The 20,198-nt window shown below is 68.3% G+C and carries 22 protein-coding genes and 1 tRNA gene; 22 read left to right on the top strand and 1 reads right to left on the bottom strand.

Annotation, left to right across the window (positions count from 1 at the left end):
* Positions 1–3: 3 nt before the first annotated feature.
* The 18 genes from rsgA to ACMPH2_RS04525 all read left to right on the top strand — a co-directional run bounded on the left by rsgA (position 4) and on the right by ACMPH2_RS04525 (position 15,324).
* On the top strand, positions 4–1,206 hold the full coding sequence (rsgA, locus tag ACMPH2_RS04610; RefSeq protein WP_417118736.1) for a ribosome small subunit-dependent GTPase A: 1,203 nt from the start codon (positions 4–6) through the stop codon (positions 1,204–1,206).
* A gap of 169 nt (positions 1,207–1,375) precedes the next feature.
* Complete coding sequence (locus ACMPH2_RS04605; RefSeq protein WP_417118735.1) at positions 1,376–2,233, top strand: SAF domain-containing protein; 858 nt, start codon at positions 1,376–1,378, stop codon at positions 2,231–2,233.
* 8 nt (positions 2,234–2,241) lie between these two features.
* Positions 2,242–3,729, top strand: a complete 1,488-nt coding sequence (locus tag ACMPH2_RS04600; protein WP_417118734.1) for a nucleotide-binding protein — start codon at positions 2,242–2,244, stop codon at positions 3,727–3,729.
* Entirely contained in the window at positions 3,729–5,090 is a 1,362-nt protein-coding gene (locus tag ACMPH2_RS04595; protein WP_062530491.1) for a CpaF family protein, read from the top strand. Before ACMPH2_RS04600 ends, ACMPH2_RS04595 begins: the two co-directional genes overlap by 1 nt.
* Positions 5,063–6,001, top strand: coding sequence for a type II secretion system F family protein (locus ACMPH2_RS04590; RefSeq protein ID WP_062530493.1), 939 nt, complete (start codon positions 5,063–5,065; stop codon positions 5,999–6,001). The genes ACMPH2_RS04595 and ACMPH2_RS04590 overlap by 28 nt, the downstream gene beginning before the upstream one ends.
* Positions 6,001–6,669: a type II secretion system F family protein gene (locus ACMPH2_RS04585; RefSeq protein WP_062530495.1), complete on the top strand. Its 669-nt coding sequence runs from the start codon at positions 6,001–6,003 to the stop codon at positions 6,667–6,669. Before ACMPH2_RS04590 ends, ACMPH2_RS04585 begins: the two co-directional genes overlap by 1 nt.
* Before the next feature lie 39 nt (positions 6,670–6,708).
* The gene (locus ACMPH2_RS04580) at positions 6,709–6,909 is read left to right on the top strand and encodes a Flp family type IVb pilin (protein WP_009279672.1); all 201 of its coding nucleotides are present in this window, start codon (positions 6,709–6,711) and stop codon (positions 6,907–6,909) included.
* Positions 6,906–7,481, top strand: a complete 576-nt coding sequence (locus tag ACMPH2_RS04575; RefSeq protein ID WP_156439404.1) for a hypothetical protein — start codon at positions 6,906–6,908, stop codon at positions 7,479–7,481. Before ACMPH2_RS04580 ends, ACMPH2_RS04575 begins: the two co-directional genes overlap by 4 nt.
* An 88-nt stretch (positions 7,482–7,569) precedes the next feature.
* Positions 7,570–7,764: a hypothetical protein gene (locus ACMPH2_RS04570; RefSeq protein WP_156439405.1), complete on the top strand. Its 195-nt coding sequence runs from the start codon at positions 7,570–7,572 to the stop codon at positions 7,762–7,764.
* A 22-nt stretch (positions 7,765–7,786) separates the two neighbouring features.
* Complete coding sequence (locus ACMPH2_RS04565) at positions 7,787–8,284, top strand: TadE family protein (protein WP_062530499.1); 498 nt, start codon at positions 7,787–7,789, stop codon at positions 8,282–8,284.
* Positions 8,256–10,310, top strand: coding sequence for a hypothetical protein (locus ACMPH2_RS04560; protein ID WP_062530501.1), 2,055 nt, complete (start codon positions 8,256–8,258; stop codon positions 10,308–10,310). The genes ACMPH2_RS04565 and ACMPH2_RS04560 overlap by 29 nt, the downstream gene beginning before the upstream one ends.
* Before the next feature lie 62 nt (positions 10,311–10,372).
* Positions 10,373–10,810, top strand: a complete 438-nt coding sequence (locus ACMPH2_RS04555) for a hypothetical protein (protein WP_062530503.1) — start codon at positions 10,373–10,375, stop codon at positions 10,808–10,810.
* A gap of 21 nt (positions 10,811–10,831) precedes the next feature.
* Positions 10,832–11,206 carry a DUF192 domain-containing protein gene (locus ACMPH2_RS04550; protein WP_062530504.1) on the top strand — a complete coding sequence of 125 codons (375 nt, stop codon included), beginning with the start codon at positions 10,832–10,834 and terminating at the stop codon, positions 11,204–11,206.
* Positions 11,199–11,792 (top strand): FHA domain-containing protein, encoded by a 594-nt coding sequence (locus tag ACMPH2_RS04545; protein ID WP_062530506.1) that lies wholly within the window; start codon positions 11,199–11,201, stop codon positions 11,790–11,792. Before ACMPH2_RS04550 ends, ACMPH2_RS04545 begins: the two co-directional genes overlap by 8 nt.
* Positions 11,793–11,881: 89 nt before the next feature.
* Positions 11,882–13,861: a DUF2207 domain-containing protein gene (locus ACMPH2_RS04540; protein WP_062530508.1), complete on the top strand. Its 1,980-nt coding sequence runs from the start codon at positions 11,882–11,884 to the stop codon at positions 13,859–13,861.
* A 92-nt stretch (positions 13,862–13,953) separates the two neighbouring features.
* Positions 13,954–14,029 (top strand) — tRNA-Phe (locus ACMPH2_RS04535).
* Between the two features lie 246 nt (positions 14,030–14,275).
* Positions 14,276–15,001: an AzlC family ABC transporter permease gene (locus tag ACMPH2_RS04530; RefSeq protein ID WP_314639453.1), complete on the top strand. Its 726-nt coding sequence runs from the start codon at positions 14,276–14,278 to the stop codon at positions 14,999–15,001.
* Positions 14,998–15,324, top strand: coding sequence for an AzlD domain-containing protein (locus ACMPH2_RS04525; protein WP_072499846.1), 327 nt, complete (start codon positions 14,998–15,000; stop codon positions 15,322–15,324). Before ACMPH2_RS04530 ends, ACMPH2_RS04525 begins: the two co-directional genes overlap by 4 nt.
* A gap of 336 nt (positions 15,325–15,660) precedes the next feature.
* Here the strand turns inward: ACMPH2_RS04525 and ACMPH2_RS04520 are convergent, their stop codons facing one another.
* Positions 15,661–15,999, bottom strand: coding sequence for an acylphosphatase (locus ACMPH2_RS04520; RefSeq protein WP_062529798.1), 339 nt, complete (start codon positions 15,997–15,999; stop codon positions 15,661–15,663).
* A 118-nt stretch (positions 16,000–16,117) separates the two neighbouring features.
* On the opposite strand from ACMPH2_RS04520, the gene ACMPH2_RS04515 reads away from it, so the two are divergent.
* From ACMPH2_RS04515 to ACMPH2_RS04500, 4 genes are all read left to right on the top strand, one after another.
* The gene (locus ACMPH2_RS04515; protein ID WP_062529800.1) at positions 16,118–17,059 is read left to right on the top strand and encodes a DegV family protein; all 942 of its coding nucleotides are present in this window, start codon (positions 16,118–16,120) and stop codon (positions 17,057–17,059) included.
* A 100-nt stretch (positions 17,060–17,159) separates the two neighbouring features.
* Entirely contained in the window at positions 17,160–19,115 is a 1,956-nt protein-coding gene (locus ACMPH2_RS04510) for a subtype A tannase (protein WP_062529802.1), read from the top strand.
* Positions 19,116–19,251: 136 nt separating this feature from the next.
* Positions 19,252–19,743, top strand: a complete 492-nt coding sequence (locus ACMPH2_RS04505; protein WP_062529804.1) for a CarD family transcriptional regulator — start codon at positions 19,252–19,254, stop codon at positions 19,741–19,743.
* 129 nt (positions 19,744–19,872) lie between these two features.
* The gene (locus tag ACMPH2_RS04500; protein ID WP_009279658.1) at positions 19,873–20,169 is read left to right on the top strand and encodes an ACT domain-containing protein; all 297 of its coding nucleotides are present in this window, start codon (positions 19,873–19,875) and stop codon (positions 20,167–20,169) included.
* Positions 20,170–20,198: the final 29 nt, after the last annotated feature.

Below are 20,198 nucleotides of genomic sequence, written 5' to 3'. Positions count from 1 at the left end.
GCGTTGGGTCGTCGCAACGACAGAGGCAGGCGTGCCAAGAGGGGCGTCGGCGGGGGCATGGGGCTCCCGTCGGGGCCCCTCTCCCTTGCCGACCTGCCCGACTTCTCCGAGCTGCGCGCAAGCGGACGCCAGGAGGCCGCCTTTGCTGGAATCATGGACAGGGAGGGGACTGCGGGCGGCCGCGAGGGGGAGGGCGAGCTGAGCCTGGGCTGCGTGGTGCGCCTGGACCGGGGCTTCCCCGTCGTCCTCTGCCGGGAGGGGGCGTTCAGGGCGGAGTTCGCCGTGGCGCTCTCGAAGGCCGGCCGCGTGGATGCCAGCAAGGGGCGCGCCGCGGTGGGCGACTGGGTGGCCCTGCGACGCCCGCCCGCCCATGACATGGGCATAATCCAGGAGGTCCTCCCGCGCGAGAGCGACATCGCCCGCTGGCGCGGTGGTTCTCGGGGCGAGCGCCAGACCCTTGCGGCCAACGTCGACGTCGTCCTCGTCGTGCAGGCCCTGGGGGAGACGCCCGTCCCCTGCGACCGCATCGTGCGCTCTGCCGTGGTCGCCTGCGACTGCGGCTGCCGGGTGGCCGTGGTCCTCACCAAGGCGGACAGGGCTGGGTCGTCGCTCCTCTCCCGCGACGTCGGCTCCATCCGCGCGGTCCTGGGCGAAGACGTGCCGGTCTGCGCCAGCTGCTCCGTGGAGCCCGCGACGGGAGGTCGCCCGGGCCTGGAGGCGGCCGCCCTCGCGGCAGGGGCGAGCTGGGGCCTGGGTGGCGTCCTGGAGCTGGTGCCTCGTGGTTCCGTCGCCATCGTCCTGGGCGAGTCCGGGGCGGGCAAGTCGACCCTCCTCAACTCCCTCCTCGGGCACGACTCGCTCGAGACGGGGAGCGTGCGGGCCTCCGATGACGCGGGGCGCCACACCACGGTCGCCCGACGCATGGTGAGCGTCCCCGGAGGAGGGGTGGTCGTGGACGAGCCGGGACTCAGGAGCTTGCCCCTGGTGGGGCACGAAAGGGGTCTCGCACTGGTCTTTCCCGACCTCGCCGCCGCGGCTCGCGACTGTCGCTTCCGCGATTGCACGCACACGCACGAGCCCGGCTGCGCCGTGAGGGCGCTTCTTGAGTCCGGTGCCGTCCGCCGCCCCAAATACGACGCCTACGTCGCCCTCGCGGGCGAGATGCGCGCCTCCCTGGACATCCTGGACCCAGACGTGGTCCTCTGACTTTTCTACAAACGCCTGCTCAGACCATAGATGCGCGCAGCTGCCTGCCAGTTACGCGCCAGCTTCGTGCCAGCCCGGTTTCTAAGGACGCGGGCGGACCCCTCCTCTGACGTGACAATTTCCTCACGGGCGAAGTCGCCCTGGGGAAGTTGTCTGGGGAGGGGTTCGCATGTCGCTGAGGTTCAGGGTCGTCTTCGCCTCCGCCTGCGCGGTCCTGGCACTGCTCCTCTGCCACGTCTACGTGCAGGGCGTGCGCGAGGAGGCCGACCGCGCGCGTTCCGATGCCATCGCGCGCTACGGCGGGGAGATCGTGGGGCTGGTGGTGGCGGGAGAGGGCCTGGAGCCTGGGCAGGTTGTTGGCCAGGCGGACGTGGCCGTGCGCGACTGGGCGGCCGCGCTCGCGCCGGAGGGTGCCGCGACCCGGCTGGAGGACGTCGTGGGGCGTGAGGTGAGCGTACCGGTGGCGCGCAACGCCCCGGTCACGGAGCTTGCGTTCAGGAACGCGTCTGACTCGGCCCAGGTTCCCGCGGGACACGTCGGCCTCTCCCTTCCCATCACCGACAAGCTGGGCATCTCGCGCAACGTCGCCGTGGGCTCCCAGGTCATCGCCTATCGCGTGGGCGACACGGGGTCGGAGCTTCTCGCCCGTGACATGCAGGTCATCTCCTCCCCAGGCACCTCTCCCATCGCCGGCTCGGGTCAGTTGGGCCTGGCCGTGCTTCCCGAGGACGTGTCGGCGGTCCTCTCGTCCAGCGCGAAGGGCGGCCTGAGGCTGGTGCTCCCCGCGGAGGACGTCCGGGACGGCGAGGGGGCCGAGACGGCCAAGGCCCCGGAGGAGCTCGAGGATCCCGCCGACTCCCCGGCTGTCGAGGGGGTGCGGGCTGGCGGTGAGGAGAAACCGTCCAAGCCGGGTCAGGCGGGTGTCGACAAGGACGGGTCGGACGGGAAGGACGGTGCTGCGGGCCAGGCGAAGGGGGCCGCCCCGGAAGGGTCTGGCCCGGGTCGGGAGAAGGACAGGAAGGGTTAGGTGCGGGCATGAGCGAGCTTTGGTTGGGATGCACGTCACGTGGCAGCAGGGCGGAGGTTGCCCGTGCCCTCAGGTCGGTCGAGCCCTTCGCGGTCCTCTCGTTCGCCGATGACGCGACCGAGATGCGGAGTCGCTTCCGGGAGGAGGAGCCCCAGAGCGTCGGTGCCATCGTGGGGCTGACGGGAAGGGGAGTGTCTGACGTCAACCTCGCCGCGGCGCTGGCCCAAGACGGCCTTGCGAGCGAGGTGGTCCTGGTGGGCAGGCAGGTCTCCGGGTCATTGCGCTCGCGTGCGTCCCGGGCGGGCATCGACCGGGTCATCGACCTGGACGAGCTTGGCACGTCGTCTGGCTGTCCCGGGGGCTCATCAACGTCCAGCGCGAGGGGTCGCGCGGCGGGGTCCCTGGGGCGGCAGGCAGAGGGAGGCCATCCGCTCGGCGCTGGGGATGCGTGCACGTGCGACAACCGTCCTGCGCATGGAGACGCAACGGGCCTTGGCGAGCCCATGGGAGGCTCCGTCCCCGAGTCGGGGCGCGCCGGCGGCGTGCCGTCGGGACGCTCGCCCGCGCATCGGGAGGGGGTCGGCGCAGCTGGCGGCCGGGGGCAGGGCGAGACGGGCCTGCCTGCCCGTGGCGTGCCCGCGGAGGGAGGCGTTGGGCTACCGGCCGGGGAGCGCGCGCCGGTCCTCGCCTTCGCCTCGGGCAGGGGTGGCGTGGGGAAGACCTCGCTCGTCGCCTCCGCCGCGGCGGTCATGTCGTCCTGGGGGCTGCGTGTCGCCCTGGTCGACCTCGACCTCGGCTGCGGTGACCTGCACACGCGCTTCGGCGTGGGACATCCCGTGGACCTCGCCCGGTTGGCGGGGGAGGTCCCGCCCACGCCCGAGCAGATGGGCCGCGGCTGCGCCCGCTGCATGGACGAGGTGTACCTCTGGGGTCCCTGCGAGCGCCCCGAGACGGCGGAGCTCGTGTCGCCTCTGGTGAGGCCCCTGATCTCGTACCTGAGCTCACGCTTCGACGTGGTGCTGGTGGATGGCCCCGCGGGCTTGAGCGACGCTGCGGCCCAGGCGGCGCAGCTTGCCGACCGCCTGGTCTTGGTGCACGACGACCGGCAGGGCGGCCTTGCGGCACTGGGCAGGACGAGCGCCTTGGCCGTGAGGCTGGGCGTCGCCCGCACCCGCATCGTGCGCGTCAGGAACATGGACGACCTGCGAGGGGACGAGGAGGTCGACTTCGCGCGGATCGAGCCCGGGCTCGAGGGCGCACGGCTCTTCAGGGTGCCTGACGGCGGGGAGGAGGCCGAGGAGCTCTTTGCCGCCGGAGAGACCGAGAGGCTCCTCTCGTCCCGCTCGGAGTTCTCTGAGGCGGTCTCGTACCTCATGGCCCAGCTGCTGGCCGAGCTGGGGGCGCTTCCCGACGGGGAGGAGACCAGGCATGCCCTGGAGCTCAAGCCGGGAAGGAGGCGTCGCGGCCTCTTCGGGCTCAGGAGGGAGGTGGGCTGATGTCCGTCCTGCAGATGGTGCGCGATCAGGAGGCCGCACTCGTCTCGCCTGCCTCCGTACGGGAGGAGCCGCCGCAAGGGGGACTTCGCGGCACTCGCGAGCTCATGGACCTGAAGGAGCGCCTCAAGCGGGAGCTGGTCCGCAGGCTGGGGCTCGAGGTGGTGGCGTCCATGGCATCGTCCGCGGACTCCACGCGTGCCAGGGGCGAGCTTTCCGTGGCGTGCCAGGCGATCCTGCGCTCGGGCGACTTCTCCACCCTGGGTCCCCACGAGCGGGGCGAGCTCGAGGGTTGGGTCTTGGACGACATATGCGGGCTGGGTCCCCTCCAGCCGCTCCTCGACGATGACAGCGTGACGGAGGTGATGGTGAACGGCAGGGAGGGCCTCTTCTTCGAGCGGGAGGGGAGGATCCATCCCGCGCGTGCCGTGTTCGACTCGGACGAGCAGATTCTCATGGTGGTGGACCGCATACTGGCTCCCCTGGGCAGACGCTTCGACCGCAACTGTCCCATCGTGAACGCGCGACTCGCCAACGGGGACCGCGTGAACGCCGTGTCGCCCCCCATCGCGATCGACGGGCCCATGGTGACCATCAGGAAGTTCTCCAACCGGATCAGCACGCTTGGGCGCCTCGTCGAGCTGGGGTCGCTGCCCGACTGGTATGCCCAGCTCCTCAGCTGGGCGGTGAGGTTGCGCCAGGACGTCGCCGTGGCGGGAGGAACCGGATCGGGCAAGACGACCCTCCTCAACGCCCTCTCGTGCGAGATACCGCCATCCGAGAGGATCGTGACCATCGAGGACTCCGCAGAGCTCAAGTTCGACTCCCATCCCAACGTGGTCAGGCTCGAGGCGCGCACCGCATCCATCGAGGGCTCGGGCGAGATAAGCATCCGCGACCTGGTGAAGAACGCCCTGCGCATGAGGCCCGACCGCATCGTGGTGGGCGAGGTGCGCGGCGAGGAGGCCATCGACATGCTCCAGGCCATGAACACGGGGCATGACGGGTCTCTGACGACCCTGCATGCGGGCACGGCGCAGGAGGCGGTGTTGCGCCTGGTGCTCATGGCGCGCTTCGGGATGGACCTGCCCACCGACATCATCGAGGAGCAGATAGCGACTGCCCTTGACTTCCTGGTCATGTCGCAGAGGCTGCCGGACGGCAGGCGCGTCATTGCCTCGCTCAACGCGGTCACGCGGAAGGGGTCCGGCGGCGTGCGCCTGGAGGAGGCGGTCCGCTTCGACGAGGCGTCGCGCTGCTGGAACCTTGGCTTCGAGCCCGCGTTCGTGGGCCGGGGCCTGGAGGAGGGGGTCTTGGACGAGGGGGAGGTGGCGCTTTGGAGGCGGCGTATGTCCTTGGCCTAGGTGGCTGCGCGTGGCTTGGGGGCTTCGCGCTCGTGGGAGGCGGGCTGCCTCGTGCGCGTGCGGAGGGCTGGAGGACCCGACGGCTCAGGCGCCTTGCCGGAGTCGCGGCCGAGCGCCTGGCCGCCCTCCCCCTGGTCCACCTCCTGGCCGGGAGGGATGACTGGGGCCTTGCCGCAGACGAGTTTGGCGGCCTCGTGGCCCAAGTCGGTCTTGCGACCTCTCGCGAGGGGTCCTGCGCGCTGCTTCTCGCGGGCAGCTTCCTGGCAGGCGTCGTCCTCGCCCTCCTCTTTGGCACCTGGCTGGCGCTGCCCCTGGCTGCGTTCTTGCTTGCCGTGGGCGTCCCCCTCTGGGGGCAGTCGACGCGGAGGAGGAGGGAGAGGGAGCTCGCGCAGGCCATGCCGGGGGTGTTCCGCACCCTCGCCATGGCCCTGGCTTCGGGCGAGACGCTCTCCCAGGCCATTGACTACCTGGGGTCGAACAGCCCCGACGTCGTGGCACCGGCCTTCGCTCGCGTCTCGCTGAGGCTGCGCTGCGGCATCTCGGTCGAGGGGTCGATGGACGCGCTCCGCGGGGAGCTCGAGGCTCCCGGCGTGGGCCTTCTCGCCACGGCCCTCACCATCTCGCAACGCACGGGCAGCCCGCTGAGGGAGCTCTTCGAGCATGCGGCGCAGATGGTCGAGCGCCAAGGGGAGTTCCAGAGGCTGCTCGCGGTCAAGACCGCCCAGGTAAGGCTCTCCGCCCGCGTGGTGTGCGCGTTGCCGGCGATTCTCATCGGGGTGCTCTCGCTCGTGTCTCCCGACTTCCGGTCGGGGCTCGCCACGCTCTTCGGGGCAGGCTGCGTGCTGGTCGCCGCAGGGATGGACGCCCTCGCGCTGCTCATCATCCGACGCCTGATGAGAGGGGTGCTCTGATGGCTGGGATCGCCCTGCACGGCGCGGTGGCACTCCTCGCCTTCGTGGCCTGCCTTCTGCTCCTGGGGCCACCGCATGCCGGTCGCAGGGGGAGGGGGGCGGCCCGTGCGCCCTCTGCCCGTGGGCCGGCGCTCGTTGCGGGCCGGCTGCTGGAAGTCGTGGAGGGCTATGGACCCGTGGCGAGGGCGAGGGTACAGGCGGGCAGCTCGAGGGTGCGGATGGGCTGCCTCCGCGAAATGCCCTCGATGCTCGATGTGGTGACCTTGGGACTGCTCTCCGGGCTCTCGTTCGATGCGTCGCTCGAGCTCTACTGCCAACGTTACGAGGGCCGGCTTGCGGGCGCGCTCTCGTCCGCCCTCACCTCCTGGCGCATGGGCGTCAGCTCGCGCGAGGCGGCCCTGAGGGCGATGGCGGACGAGCTGGGGGTCGATGCTCTGGGGAGCTTTGCCCAGACGGTCGCCCAGGCCCTCGCCTTCGGCTCGCCTTTGGCCGACGCCCTCGAGGGACAGGCTCAGGCGATCAGGGACGAGCAGCGCTCGCAGGTGGAGGAGGAGATCGAGCGGGTTCCGGTGAAGATGCTCGTCCCCTTGGGGACCCTCATCGTCCCGGCGATGCTCCTGGCGATACTGGGGCCGCTCCTCGGCTCCTCGCTCGTGTTGGGTCATTAGCTGCGCCCCAGTCAGGGGCAGGGAAGAAAGGTGGAAGAGATGCAGGGACTTGGCGTGTGGGTTGCTGGCTTGGCGGTTCGGGCCCGCGAGCTCGTCGCAAGCGAGGACGGGCAGGGGACGACCGAATACGCGATCCTCGTCGGCGTCCTGGTGGTCATAGCCATTGTGGCCATCGTCGCTTTTCGCGGGAAGGTACAGGAGCTCTGGACGGCCATCTCGGACGGCATCAACTCGCTGTGACGAGGAAGTCCCACCTGCGCCGCACGGGCAGGACGGTCCTGGTGGCGTCCTGCCTCCTCGCGGCAGCCGTCATCGTGGGGGTCCCACGGCTCTTGGAAAGGGGAGGTGTCCCGGGCGACGCCGTCCTGCGACAGGTGGGAGGGCACGGTGAGGGTGATGCCGAGGGCACTCGTCGTGGCGGTGACGGGTCGCCCGCGCCTCCGGGTGGCATGTGGCCGGATGGCAAGGCCGAACCAGGTATGTCCGTCGGGAGCGGGGGCGGCGACAGGGGCCAAGCGGGCCAGGGGAATGCCGACGTCCCTCGGGAGGGAGGGAGCCATGTCCTGGTCCATGACTCCCGTGACGTGCCCGACCTGGCCGGGGAGCTGCTCGGGAGGTATCGCGAAGGGGGTGGTTGCGTGCTCGTCAGCGCGGGTTATGCCGACCTTTTGGGAAGGGTCTGGGTTTGCGTCGTGCAGGGCGATGGTTGGGTGGACGTGTGCGAGGTCTCTGCGGCGCCTGGCGGTGGGTGCAGGGAGGCGGTCACACGGCTGAGGGCGGACGAGTGGGGGGAGGGGGTCGATGCGTTGTGAGGCTCGGCTTTTCGGGGGCCGTGTCCGTTCTGCCCGGTCCGCCCGCTCGACGTTCAGGGGGACGGGGGCTTGCGCCAAGGCTCTTCTGTTGGGCACGTGTGGCCAGTCGACGGTGGAATACCTGCTCGTCACCCTGGCGTTCCTTGTCCCCACGCTCGTCCTCGCGGCCGTCTGGAGACAAGCGAGCGGCGGCGGGCTCATGCGCGGAGCCCTCGACGCGGCCTCCCACGGCTTCGGCGCGGGAGGGCTCGTCGCGGCACTCCAGGACGTCCTCCTCTATTGAGGAGCCGGGAGGGAGGGGCGCCTTGGATGGTGTCACGGCCGGCTTCGTCCCCGTCGTCCCGTACTCGGCCTCTGGGCAGGCGACCGTCGAGGCGGCGGTCCTGCTGCCCTCCCTGATGCTCGTCCTGGCCATCCTGCTGGAGCCCGCCTGCCTTGGCTACTCGCTGGTGGTCATGCGGTCGGCGGCCGCGGAGACGGCCCGCGTGGCGCTCACCAATCATGGGTCCGACCTCGACGGGTGCAAGGCCTTCGCGCTGCGCAGGCTCGCCGCGGTGCCCGACGTGCCCCTCTTTCACGTGGGAGGGGAGGAGGGCTGGGAGGTCAGCGTGTCGAGCTCCGGCGGCCGGGTCGAGGTGGGCCTGCGCGGCCATGCGAGGCCGCTTCCCCTCCTCGGGGCGGCGATGGCGCTTGCGGGCAGGAGCGACGGACGGGGAGTGGTGCTCGAGGCAAGGGCAAGCGAGGGGCTGAGGCCATCGTGGTTGGGAGGGAGCTATGCGAGTTGGCAGACCATCTGGGACTAGGGGAGCCGAGCCGAGCCCCCTCGCCGCCTTCGTGCGGGACGACGGCGGCTATACCACGGTGGCGGTGGCCGTTGCGCTCCTCGTGAGCCTCTCCCTCGTGTTCTCCCTCGCCACCCTCGAGTGGGCCTCCTCCCGCTCTGCCGACGTGCAGGCGGTGGCCGACGCCTCGGCGCTAGCCGGGTCAAACGTGGTGGCGGCGTATTCGACCGTCGCCCAGGTGGTGGACGCCTGCGTCCTGAGCATGGGGCTCCTGGGCTCCGTCATCTGCGCCTCCGCGCTCGTCATAGCCGCCATACCTCCGCTCCAGGCGATGTCGACGGGGGTGTTTGCTGCGGGAAGGAAGGTGCTCGACGCGAGGCGCGGCTTTGCGCGCAGCGCTTCGGAGGGCCTCTCTCGCCTGGAGGCGGCCCTCCCCGCCCTGGTCATGGCGAACTCCGCGTCCTGCGTGTCCGCCAACTCCAAGGGTGACGTGCGCTACGTGGGGCTCGCCGTCCCCTTTCCCCAAAAGAGCGAGTCCGACTTCTCCGGGCTCGACGACGGGCTGGACGCCGAGGAGATGGAGGAGGATGCCAGGAGGCTCGCCGAGGCGTCCGCTCGGAAACAGGCCGCCCACGAGCGTGCCGAGGCGGCAAAGGAGAGGGCCTGGCGAGCGGACAACGTGGACGACCCCTATTGCCTGAGAAGTCGGGCCGAGCGGCTTGCGGGCCTGTCCGGAGGGCAGAACCCGTCCTATCCGGAGCCCTCGTCATGGCGCTTCGACTTCGCGCGGCTCCGCAGCGCTAACTACTACTTGACCCGTTGGTCGGCAGAGGGCGAGACGGGCTCGGATGCGGACGAGCTCCAGAGGTCCTGTGCGCGCAAGGCCTTCTTTCGCTACGCCTACGAGCGGACATCGGAGGCGCATTGTGACGAGTCGGAGGAGGGCTGCTCGATTGACCTGCCCGAACTCCCCCATACCACGGCGGGGGTCAGGGAGACGACCCTGTACACCGACGTCGTCTGGCCGTGCACCATCGAGGATGGCGTGAGGACGCTGCACTGCTCGCTCGACTGCCCCGGTGCCCGGGGTCCCTATGCGGGCCTTGCGAGCCTCGCGGACATCGACGCGGGGTCTGCCGCCGTCTGCCCCGACTGTCGCATGGACGCGGTGGCCATGGGCAACGTGGCGGACGCGTCCACCAACATATCGAACGGCTACGAGCACTACTGGAGGATCGTCGTGGAGGCCTCGCGCGAGTACAAGGCGGCAAGGGACGAGGAGGTTCAGGCAGAGCGGGAGATGCAAGAGATAGCGGAGCATGCGGACGGCGCGTTCGAGCGTGTTATGAAGTTGCTCTCGGTGGGGAGGCCGGGGCTCTGCCCTCCCGGCGCCTACGGATGCGTGGCCGTGGTGTCTCGCCCGGACCTCACCCCCGTGCCGGCTGGGATCTCGCACTTCTCCTCCGAAGGAGAGCTCCCCCGTGGCGTCGCCGTCTCTGCCGCCACCTTGGCCCCGGACGAGGGAACCGATGGACACAACGTCCTCTCGAGCGTTTTCGAGGGTGTCACCCGTTCGGACGGGGGCCTGGTGCTCGACCTCGTGGGTGGCATCACGGGCATCTGGGGAAGGCTGCTCGTCTCGTATGGCTCGTCCTACGAGAGCGTCTCGGGGGTCACGGATGACGTGCTGGACGGCATAGGGGGCGTGTTCGGCGAGAGGGTCGCGTCGTGGCTGCGCAAGAAGATCTCTGCGACGGTGACGTCTGCGGGCTTCGAGCCAGCGGACATGAGGCTGCGAAAGCCCGTCTTGGTGAACAGCCAGCAGGTCTTGGACCGGGCAGGGCTCGAGAGGGTCGGCAAGGTGAGGGAGCTGGTGCAGGCCCTGCCGATGGAACCCAGGGAGCTCTTGGGCCGCTGTGCGCAGATGGTCTCCGACGAGCTTGGGGACAAGACCTTCACGGTTGCCGAACTGCCCGTTCCCGGCATGGAGGGCACCACCATCCCCCTGACCATAGACCTGGCCACGATTTTGGGGGCGCTGACATGAGGGTGGCATGGACATGGGCCGGGGCGAGCGACGCTGGAGTGTCGCGAGGCGAGGCGGGGCAGATGGTCGTCGAGCTCGCGGTGCTGCTTCCCATCGTGATCGCGGTGGCCCTCGTCGCATTCAACATGGTCCGCTTCCTGCAAGCCTGTGCGGCCTTCGACAGGGTCGCGCCCGACTGCGTCATCGCGCACGGGGTGAGCCCCGCGGGGGAGCAGGATGTCGCGGCTGCCTGCGCGCAGGTGAGGGCGGCGATCGAGGAGGGGCTCCCGGCATCTGGCTGCGAGGTGGCGGTCAGCTCGGGGGACCTAGGCCCTGCGCCAAGGGGGGAGGGGGTGTCGTTTCCCGTCTCGCCCCTCCTCACCACGTTCACCTGCACCCTCTCGTACCGTCCTTGGCCGAGCTCCTTCTCGATGGCCGGGATCGACCTGAGGGTCCCCGCGTTCCTGCGGCACGAACGCTCCATCACCGTCGACCGCTTCAGGCCTGGGGTGGTGGCTTAGGTGAGGGGGATGGGAGGGCGCATGGTGGGGGCGCGACTCGCGAACGGGACGATGTTGGGCCGATTCGAGCTCAGGGAGCGCTTCTGCGAACGGGCGCGAGGGCTCTTGGGAACGGGGTCCGACGCCATGCCCATCGTGATCATGCCCTGCCACTCGATCCACTGCGTGGGTATGCGCTACGCGATAGACGTCGCGTTCTTGGACGGGGGAGGGAGGGTCCTCCTCGTCCGGAGGGCCCTGCGCGCCGGGACGATTCTGTGCTGCCACGGTGCCGCGGCCGTGCTGGAGAGGCCTGCGGGCTCGGGGCCATGGCCTCTCGAGGGCAGTCATGTCGAGCTGTTCGATTTGTCGGGAGGGGAATCCCGACCCAAGAGGAAGGTATCTGAGCATGGATGAGTACGGAACCACTTCCTTGGCGCTGGAACCACCCGTCCAGCCCGAAGGCCAGGGCGAGACGACCAAGCGCTGTCCCCGCTGTGGCATGGAGCTCTTCTCGGACATGGACGTCTGCTACGGTTGCCTCTTCGACTTCTCCCGTGCGGGCTCGTCAGGTCCGGACCTGCCCCCACAGGACGACCTGGACGAGCCTCGGGGCTGGGACGAGGGGATGCCACCCTTCGAGCTCGAGGAGAATGGCAGGACGCTCGAGCTGTCCGGCATGCCCCTGGGTGCCAGGACCAGCGGGATCCCGTCGGTGTGGGTCAGGGGCAGCGAGCTTGAGGTAGTGGTGCCCATCCCCGAGGATGGCCTCAACGTGGGGCGCTTGCCCTCGAACGACGTGGTGCTGCATTCTGCCGCGGCCTCGCGTCGTCATCTGCGGGTGTCCCTCGTGTCGGGAGGTGCCGTGGTCGAGGACCAGGGCTCGACGAACCCCGCCATGTTGCGTGGGCGCGCGGTGGACGACCTCGCCCGCATGCAGGTCGGCGACACCTTGGACGTGTGTGGGACGCTCCTCACGCTCGTTGGGCCCGTTCCCTCATGAGCGACGGCGATGGGTGGCGCATTCCGCTTTGGTATCCTCTTACGGAGAGGGCTTCTAGTGCCCTCCCACGAGACGGATCGGAGGGAACCATGTCGCTTCCCCGCAGCCATGCCCGCAAAATGCGGGTCCATGCCGTATTGTTTGCCGCGATTGCCCTGGTTGCTGCCGCTGCATTCCTGCCCCTGCGAGCACTGGCAAAGGACTACGCCATCACGAGCGTGGACATAGACGCCACCGTGGCGACGGACGGCAGCCTCTCGGTCACCGAGGACCGCATCTACGACTTCGATGGCTCGTTCCATGGGGTGTACTGGAAGATTCCCAAAGGGGAGTACGAGGGCAGGGAAGTGCAGGTGACCATCGGCGAGGTGGGCCTCGTGACCGACGGCTCCTTCGAGTCCTTCACCATGTCGAGCTCGGGCGACGACGGCACCTACACGGTGACCGACTACGGCAGCTACCTCCAGGTGAAGCTCTATTCGGCGCACGAGGACGAGTCGGCCACCTTCCGCATCAACTATGTCGACTCCCAGCTCGCACGTCGCTACGCCGACACCTCCGAGCTCTACTGGAAGTTCGTCTCGGATGGCTGGGACGTCGAGTCCCAGAACGTTCGCTGCGTGGTGCACCTACCCGTGCCCTCTGGCCAGACGGTGAGCGCGGGCGATAACGTGAGGGTCTGGGGGCACGGCCCCCTCGATGCCAGCGTGTACGTCGTGGACGGCAACGTCGTCTACAGCGTGCCAGGCGTGGGAAGCTCCGAGTACGCCGAGGCGCGCGTCGCCTTCCCGTCCGAATGGCTCTCTGACGCGACTGCCTCGAGCGAGGCGAGGCTCGACTACATCACCTCGCAGGAGCAGGGCTGGGCAGACGAGGCCAACGCCAGGCGTGCGAAGGCCCGGGCGATCTCGTATGGGCTTTCGGGCTTCGGGGGCCTTGCCGCCATCGCGTCCTGCGCCTATGCGATATCCAGGCGCCTGAGGTACAAGGAGACGCACAAGCCCCAGTTCGACGACAAGTACTTCCGCGACGTCCCCTCCGCAGACCACCCCGCGGTTCTGGGGGCCCTCATCAAGGGCGGCACTCCGCAGCAGGAGGACCTCACTGCGTCACTCATGCGTCTCACCGACCTTGGGATGGCAAAGCTCAGCATGGTGAAGACGAGCCGCAAGGGCCTCTTTGGCCGGACCCACCAGGACAGCGAGTACCGGCTCGAGCTCACTCCCAACAACGTGGGCCGTTCCATCGCCCGTACCAAGGGGCCAGGCGAGGCACAGGCGCGACGCATCGACGAGGACACCATAAAGTTCCTCTTCCGCAAGATTGCCCCAAAGGGCACGCGCAGCGACTCGACCACCCTCTACTTCTCCGAGATTGGTGACGTCGCAAAGTCCGATGCCGAGACATACAGGGACGCATACGAGGACTGGGAGACGACCGTGGAGGCCTGCCTCACGGAGCGCCGCTTCTCCGAGGACGAGCATTCGAACGGTCGTGTGGGCCTGGCGCTCTTTGGCGGCATTGACGTCATCCTTGCCGTGGGCCTGGCGTTTCTCATGCTGATCGGAGAGGTCGCGGGGACGTGGGGGCTGCCCGCGGCCGTCCTCCTTGCCGTCGCAGGAGTCTTCTCGATCTGGAGCGCCCGCGGCATGGAGAGCCTCTCTTCCGAGGCGATCGAGCTCAAGGCGAAGCTGGAGGCACTCAGGCGCTGGCTCCTCGACTTCACCCGCCTTGAGGAGGCCATTCCCCAGGACGTGGTCCTCTGGAACCAGCTCCTGGTCCTGGCTGTCGTCCTCGGTGTCTCCGAGGAGGTCATCAAGCAGCTCAAGATTGCCGCACCACAGATTCTCGAGGATCCCCAGATTATGCCTGTGTACGGTTGGTATCACACCGAGCCCGGCCTGGGCAGGCCCGTCGCGGACTTTGGCGAGAGTCTCTCTCGGGCACACCAGGTCAGCACCGCCGAGCTCGCCAGCTCGTCCTTCAGCGACGGCGGTGGAGGTGGTGGCGGGTTCTCCGGTGGTGGCGGAGGCGGCTTCGGCGGAGGCGGCGGAGGCGGTGCCTTCTAGTCGGGAACCTTCACGAGAAGGAGATTCGAGAAATCCGTTGACGGCTTGGGATTCTTTGCTATATTAAATAGGCTTGCAAGCGCAAGCGCTTCGGCTGGGTAGCTCAGTTGGTAGAGCAGGGGACTGAAAATCCCCGTGTCAGGGGTTCGATTCCCTTCCCCGCCACCATAAAAAAGGCCCGTCTACCTGGTGAAAGGGTAGGCGGGCTTTCCTCTTGGGTGGGTATCTGTTCCTTGCGGTGTCCCATGCAAGCGCGTACACCTTCGCGCGCCTCCCGCATGCCAAATCGCGCGGGGTGCGCTAAGGCGACGTGACCGAATGTTTTCCCGACTGTGACTTTGCCAAGGCGCGCTTCTCGAGGGTGCTAGCCTTTGCCCGCGGGAGCGGTTTGTCGGTGATGCGCAAGGGGGCGCAATGGCTTCAAAAGAGGGGGGCAATGGCACCGTGGGTCGACGGCTTGCGCACGTGTTTCCCCATGCGCTGCCCGTCGTTCTCGCCTACCTGGTCATTGGGATCCCTTGCGGCGTGCTCGAGGCGCAGATTGGCTTCGGTCCCCTCCTCGCCCTCGCCTTCTCGTCCACCTTCTATACCGGCGCAGGCCAGTTCATGCTGCCCCAGATGGTCCTTGCTGGGATGCCGCTTCCCACGACCATTGCGAGCATCGTGCTGGTGAGCTCGCGACAGCTTCTCTACTCGGCGGGACTTGCCCCCTACCTGGGCAAGGGTTCGCGCCTTGACGCGTTTGCGCTTGCGGCGACTGTCACGGACGAGTCCTTCGGCGTCAACCTCGACCGCTTTGCGGGAGATGCCGGCTGGGACGTTCGCGACGGCCTTCTCCTCAACCTCCTCTGCATGTCCGCGTGGGCGCTTGCCAATGCCGCAGGCGTGCTCGTAGGTGGCATGGTGAGCCTACCCACCGCGCTCATGTCATTTGGCATGACCTCGATCTTCGTGTGCCTGCTCCTGGGGCAGCTGCGTGACGGGTCCACCTACGTCGCGGCCCTTGTCTCGGCACTCCTCGTCCTCGTCTGCAAGCTCGCTGGCCTCCAGGGCGCAGCCGTGCTCCTCGGCGCCGCCGGTGGCGTTGTCTGCGGGCTTGTCTGGCAGGCCTGGGGCCGGAGTGGGGGTATCCGGTCATGAGCGCCTCTCAGATCGCCCTCACTTGGGCTGTCACCTTTGCTGCCATCCTCTCCTTCAGGACGTTGCCTCTGCTGCTCCTGAGGGGAAGGAGCCTCTCGCCCCGCGTCGGGGAGGCGCTCGGGCTCATACCGGCCGCCGCCTTCGCCGGTTTGGTGGCAAACGACCTCCTCGACCCCTCGGCCATCGCGCGCGACCCGCTGGCAGCGGCGTCCGGGCTGGTCGCCGCCGTCATCGTCGCAATCGTGGCGCGTAGGACGAAGTCCCTGGTCCTCTGTGCCGCAGTGGGCATGTTGGCGTATGCGTTGTTGGGCCTTCTCGCCTAGCCCTTCGAGACGGGCGAGAGGATCCCCCTGCAGTCCTGCTGAGCACGCCGTTGCGCACAAGCAAATTATCCAGCACGCTGTTACGCACATTGGCGGTATCTGCCAACTGCGGAAACGTCAGGCTGAATGTGCGCAACGGCGTGCGCGATGCGGCGAATGTGCGCAACTGCGTGCGTGGTGCTGCGACTGTGCGCGATGGCGTGCTAGGCGTCTGGGGGCGTGTGCAACGGCGTGTGTGGTGCTGTAGCGAACACGCAAACGTGTGCGGCAGCGTGCAGGATGTTGCAGCTCGCACGCTCGAACGCGACCGCCCGCCTTGCGGCGCGCCGTCTCCAGCTAGTAGCGCACGCGGAAGCCGACCTCTCCGGGCACGGGCTCGAGCTCGACCTTCGAGTCGATGCGATAGTCGATTGGGTAGCGGGCGTATGCGTTCGAGAAGCGCCCAAAGAACTCAGATATGGCGTCGTCCGTCCCCTGGAGCTCCATGCTCACGCTGCCGTCGTCCTCGTTCCTGACCCAGCCCGTGCAGCCCGACTCGCCGGCCACGTGCTGGGAGGTCCAGCGGAAGCCGACGCCCTGGACCTCTCCGCGAAACACCAGGCCCAGCCGTCTCGTCCCCTCGGGCAGGGGACCCTTCTCCTTGCCGTTCCGCCTCCGCAGACCAAAGCCAAGCATGAGGCAGCCCCCCGTTCGGACGTCCAAAACCCTTGGGCGTACAATACCATCAGTAGGTTCCGCCGTGTCCGCTCGACGCCGGGCGCGGTCCCAGGTCCACCCGCGCCGAGGAGGATGCATGCCAGCGAAGTTCAACCTGATGACGGATTCGCCCTGCGACTTCACGCAGCAGATGGTGGAGGACTCCGGCATACGCTGCCTGCACTTCAGTTACACCGAGGCCGGCCGTGAGGGCGGGCTCAGCGGCGAGGACGACCTCTTCCAAAGCCGTGACCCCCACAGCTTCTACGAGGAGATTCGCAAGGGCGCCTGCCCCATGACCTCCCAACCCTCCCAGCTGGAGTTCGAGCGCGCCTTCCGCGAGGCGGCGGAACTCGAGCTCCCTGCCGTCTACCTCTGCTTCTCGAGCGGCATCTCGGGCTGCTACGAGGGGGCCCAGACGGCGCTCGCGCGTCTGGAGGAGGAGGTGGGCCACAGCCTGCCCATCAGCATCGTCGACCTCAAGCTGGGATCGACGGCGCAGTACCTCTTCGTGGTCGAGGCGATCCGCCAGCGTGACAAGGGCCTCACGGCAGACCAGATGGTCCGCTGGGCGGAGGAGGCGCGCTACTTCGTGCAGACCATCTTCATGGTGGACGACCTGGACGCCCTGCATCGCGGCGGGCGCGTTCCCAAGTCGGTTGCCGTCTTGGGCGGGGCCCTGGACGTGAAGCCCCTTCTCACCTTTGACCTCGACGGGGCGCTCAGCGTCATCGGCATCTCACGTGGGCGCAAGAAGGGCCTGCGCAAGCTGGCCTCCTTCTACGAGCGGAACCACAACGACGACCTCTTCTCCAACGTGGTGGCCATCGGCAACGCCGACTGCCCCCGCGACGCCGATCGCCTCGCGGACATCATCCATAAGGGCAACGACTCTGCTGTCACCATGGTCTCGACCATAGGGCCGACCATCGGTTGCCACGTGGGTCCCGGCATGGTCTCGTGCTGCTTCTGGGGAGAGGACCGTCGCCACGGGGCGTCGGTGGCAGACCAGATCTCGCGGAGCGTTCGAGACCAGTAGCACGGACGCCGGGTAATCGCGCCGCCACGTCAGATGGCGCAACGCCCAGCACGAACGTCAGACACGGCGCGCAGGGGAGCGCACGCAACTAGGAGGACACATGAACGCCAGCAGAAGAGACTTCCTCGCCCTCTCGGCCGTAACCGCAGGCCTGGGCCTCGCCGCCTGCGCGCGCCCCGGCGGGCAGACGAGCGACCAGGCCACTGACCAGCAGCAGGAGCAGTCCTCCGTCAACCTCGAGGAGTTCGAGGGGCTGGCACTCAAGGACGACGCCTGGAAGTACGACGCTGCCAACGACTGCTACTACCAGCTGGGCGTCAAGTACTGCTTGAAGCCCGGCAGCGAGTCCTACGAGTCCCTGGCCATCTTCGTGCCGGGCGCCTACTTCGACGCGCAGAAGTCGGGCGAGAGCTACAAGTGCACGGTGAAGTCGGACGCCACCCTGGCCGGCCTCACTCCCAAGACGGCGCCCGTCGTCATGCCTGTGAACTCCGCCCGCCTCAACGCCCAGGCCTGCCCCACTTCCTACTCCTACGACGGCCTGAGCCGCTACCTCTCTGCCGGCATGGTGTACGTCTATGCGGGCTTCCGCGGTCGCTCCGCGGGAATCGCGAGCGACTCCCAGGACCTCTATCCGGGCGGCGCACCCTGGCCGGTCGTCGACCTCAAGGCGGCCGTGCGCTACCTGCGCTACAACGCCTCCAAGCTCCCCGCCAACCTGGACCGCGTCTTCGTCGCGGGCTACGGCGCGGGCGGCGGCGTCTCGGCGGTCCTCGGTGCGGGCGGGGACTCCGCGCTCTACCAGAAGTACCTGGAGGCCATCGGCGCCGTGACGCACGACCACGAGGGCAACGCGGTGTCCGACGCCATCTGCGGCTCCGCCTCCTGGTGTCCCGTCACCTCCTTCGACACCGCTGACGGGGCGTACGAATGGATGATGGGCCAGTTCTCCACCACGGGGACGCGCAAGGAGGGCAGCTGGACCGCCCAGCTCTCGCACGACCTCGCCGACTCCTACGGCGACTACGTGAACCAGCTCGGCCTGACGGACAACAAGGGCAACGCCCTCGGGCTCGAGGAGACCTCGGACGGGAGCTACCTTGCGGGCGAGTACTACGACCAGCTGCTAGGCTGCATCGAGGACGGCGCGAGCAGCTTCCTCTCCAGCACCGAGTTCCCCTACACCTACACGCCCGCCCGAATGTCCGACTCCTGCTTCCCGGGCGACCCCAACCTCGCCGCCTCGGGCGCGGACGAGATCGACGCCCTGAGCTCCGCTGGCTCCACGTCCACGACCTCTGGTGCGGGCACGTCCGGGACGGGCGGAGATGGTACGGGGGCGGAGTCGTCTTCGGCCGGATCCGTGTCGGCCACCGGCGTCTCCCAGGTGCAGTCCACGGTCTATGAGTCTCTGGGTAGCTACCTCTCTGCCCTCAACTCGGACTCGCGTTGGATCACCTACAGCAGCTCGCGCCAGACCGCGCGCATCACGGAGCTTTGGGACTTCGTCGCGAAGTGCCGCCCGGCACAGAAGGAGGTCTGCGCCTTCGACGCGCTGGACCGCTCTACCATGGCGAACCAGCTCTTTGGCATCGACGCCGAGTCCACCCTCCACTTCGACCGCACGGTGTCGGACCTCCTGGCCAATAACCAGGTGAGCTACGCGACCTTCGAGGGCTGGGACGGCAGCTACGTGAGCTCCTGGAGCGCGGACGTCGTGAAGAAGGACGCCTTGGGCGTGAGCATGGCCGACCGAGTCCAGTCCATGAACCCGCTGTACCACATCTGTGGCAGCTACGAGGGCTTCGGCCAGGCTAAGGTCGCCCCACACTGGCGCATCAACACGGGGCTCTTCCAGACCGAGTCCGCGCTTTGTGGGGAGCTCAACCTCGCGCGCGCCCTCTCGGCCTACGACGGCGTCAGGGACGTCGCCTTCACCCCGGTGTGGGGGAGGGGCTACGAGCTCGCCGAGGCCTCGGGAGACCCGCAGGACAGGCTTGTCGCCTGGGTCCTCTCCTGCCTGGAGTCCGAGGCTGCCGCCGTTCAGGCAAGTTAGGCTATCGCCGAGAAGGAAATAGATAAAGATACGGCTACCCTTACCTGAGTGCAAGAGTAAACAGAGCAGAATTTGAGATTTTCTCCCCTTCCGTGATAGACTCGAAGAAGTCGAACACGGAAGGGGTGCTGTCTGCATGTATGAGGTCGGGGAGTACATCGTTCATCCGGGCCAGGGTGTCTGCAGGGTGGATGAGGTGGTCGATGACCCCCAGCCCAGCTATCAGCTCATGCCCGTGGGCGTGAGGCATCCCATGCGCATCAGCTTCCCCATTGCGAGCGAGTCGCGCCTGCGCCCCGTCCTCACCCACGACGAGGCGATGACCCTCATCGGCGAGTACCCGAGCCTGGACGTCGTGGAGCTCGGTCCCAACAACAACGCCATGGAGGAGTACTTCAAGAACAAGATTCGCCGTGGCAGCTGCCGTGACTCCGTGCGCGTGGCGAAGACCTTCCGCCGCCGCATCGCGCAGGTCAGGGCCAACAACAAGAAGCCGCCCGTGGCGTACGAGCGCATCCTCAAGCAGGCGCGCGAGCGCTCCCTGCAGGAGCTTGCCGTGGCCCTGGACTCCACCAAGGAGGACGTGCAGCAGCTCTTCGCGCAGCGCGAGGATGCCGCCACGGCCTAGGTTACGCTTGTGCACCCGCTTGGCCCGTCCGGCCGGGACGGGGGCGGGACTGCCATACAATGGTATGACGCAGAACCAGCGTGGGCGCCGATGCGGTGCCCACGCGCTCTTTGAGGGGAGAAACGCCACATGGCGGTAGCAGACGAAGCCTCCAAGTCCCGTGCCATCATCACCGTCCTGGGCAGCGACCGCCCGGGCATCGTGGCCGCGGTCACGGCGGCGCTCGCGCATCACGGCGCAAACATCCTGGACATCTCCCAGACGATCCTGCAGGGTACCTTCACCATGACCATGCTGGTCGACCTGGCCGACTCCAAGGTCGACTTTTCCGCGCTCCAGGACGAGCTGAGCGGCCTCTCGGGCGAGCTGGGCGTGCAGACCAACATGCAGCGCGAGGAAGTCTTCAACTTCATGTACCGCCTCTAGCGCGGCCAGCCGCAGCGGCGCCCCCGCGC

Source organism: Olsenella phocaeensis, assembly GCF_048189965.1.
GTDB lineage: Bacteria > Actinomycetota > Coriobacteriia > Coriobacteriales > Atopobiaceae > Olsenella_I > Olsenella_I phocaeensis.
Note: the sequence above shows the minus strand (reverse complement) of the source record. Positions and strands in the feature narration are given on the sequence as shown.

Excerpts from the sequence above, each read along its gene's own strand:
- ACMPH2_RS04605 (WP_417118735.1), top strand. The coding sequence starts at position 1,376 with ATGTCGCTGAGGTTCAGGGTCGTCTTCGCCTCCGCCTGCGCGGTCCTG.
- ACMPH2_RS04600 (WP_417118734.1), top strand. The coding sequence starts at position 2,242 with ATGAGCGAGCTTTGGTTGGGATGCACGTCACGTGGCAGCAGGGCGGAG.
- ACMPH2_RS04595 (WP_062530491.1), top strand. The coding sequence starts at position 3,729 with ATGTCCGTCCTGCAGATGGTGCGCGATCAGGAGGCCGCACTCGTCTCG.
- ACMPH2_RS04585 (WP_062530495.1), top strand. The coding sequence starts at position 6,001 with ATGGCTGGGATCGCCCTGCACGGCGCGGTGGCACTCCTCGCCTTCGTG.
- ACMPH2_RS04580 (WP_009279672.1), top strand. The coding sequence starts at position 6,709 with ATGCAGGGACTTGGCGTGTGGGTTGCTGGCTTGGCGGTTCGGGCCCGC.
- ACMPH2_RS04560 (WP_062530501.1), top strand. The coding sequence starts at position 8,256 with ATGCGAGTTGGCAGACCATCTGGGACTAGGGGAGCCGAGCCGAGCCCC.
- ACMPH2_RS04555 (WP_062530503.1), top strand. The coding sequence starts at position 10,373 with ATGGTCGTCGAGCTCGCGGTGCTGCTTCCCATCGTGATCGCGGTGGCC.
- ACMPH2_RS04550 (WP_062530504.1), top strand. The coding sequence starts at position 10,832 with ATGGTGGGGGCGCGACTCGCGAACGGGACGATGTTGGGCCGATTCGAG.
- ACMPH2_RS04545 (WP_062530506.1), top strand. The coding sequence starts at position 11,199 with ATGGATGAGTACGGAACCACTTCCTTGGCGCTGGAACCACCCGTCCAG.
- ACMPH2_RS04540 (WP_062530508.1), top strand. The coding sequence starts at position 11,882 with ATGTCGCTTCCCCGCAGCCATGCCCGCAAAATGCGGGTCCATGCCGTA.
- ACMPH2_RS04530 (WP_314639453.1), top strand. The coding sequence starts at position 14,276 with ATGGCTTCAAAAGAGGGGGGCAATGGCACCGTGGGTCGACGGCTTGCG.
- ACMPH2_RS04525 (WP_072499846.1), top strand. The coding sequence starts at position 14,998 with ATGAGCGCCTCTCAGATCGCCCTCACTTGGGCTGTCACCTTTGCTGCC.
- ACMPH2_RS04520 (WP_062529798.1), bottom strand. The coding sequence starts at position 15,999 with ATGCTTGGCTTTGGTCTGCGGAGGCGGAACGGCAAGGAGAAGGGTCCC.
- ACMPH2_RS04515 (WP_062529800.1), top strand. The coding sequence starts at position 16,118 with ATGCCAGCGAAGTTCAACCTGATGACGGATTCGCCCTGCGACTTCACG.
- ACMPH2_RS04510 (WP_062529802.1), top strand. The coding sequence starts at position 17,160 with ATGAACGCCAGCAGAAGAGACTTCCTCGCCCTCTCGGCCGTAACCGCA.
- ACMPH2_RS04505 (WP_062529804.1), top strand. The coding sequence starts at position 19,252 with ATGTATGAGGTCGGGGAGTACATCGTTCATCCGGGCCAGGGTGTCTGC.
- ACMPH2_RS04500 (WP_009279658.1), top strand. The coding sequence starts at position 19,873 with ATGGCGGTAGCAGACGAAGCCTCCAAGTCCCGTGCCATCATCACCGTC.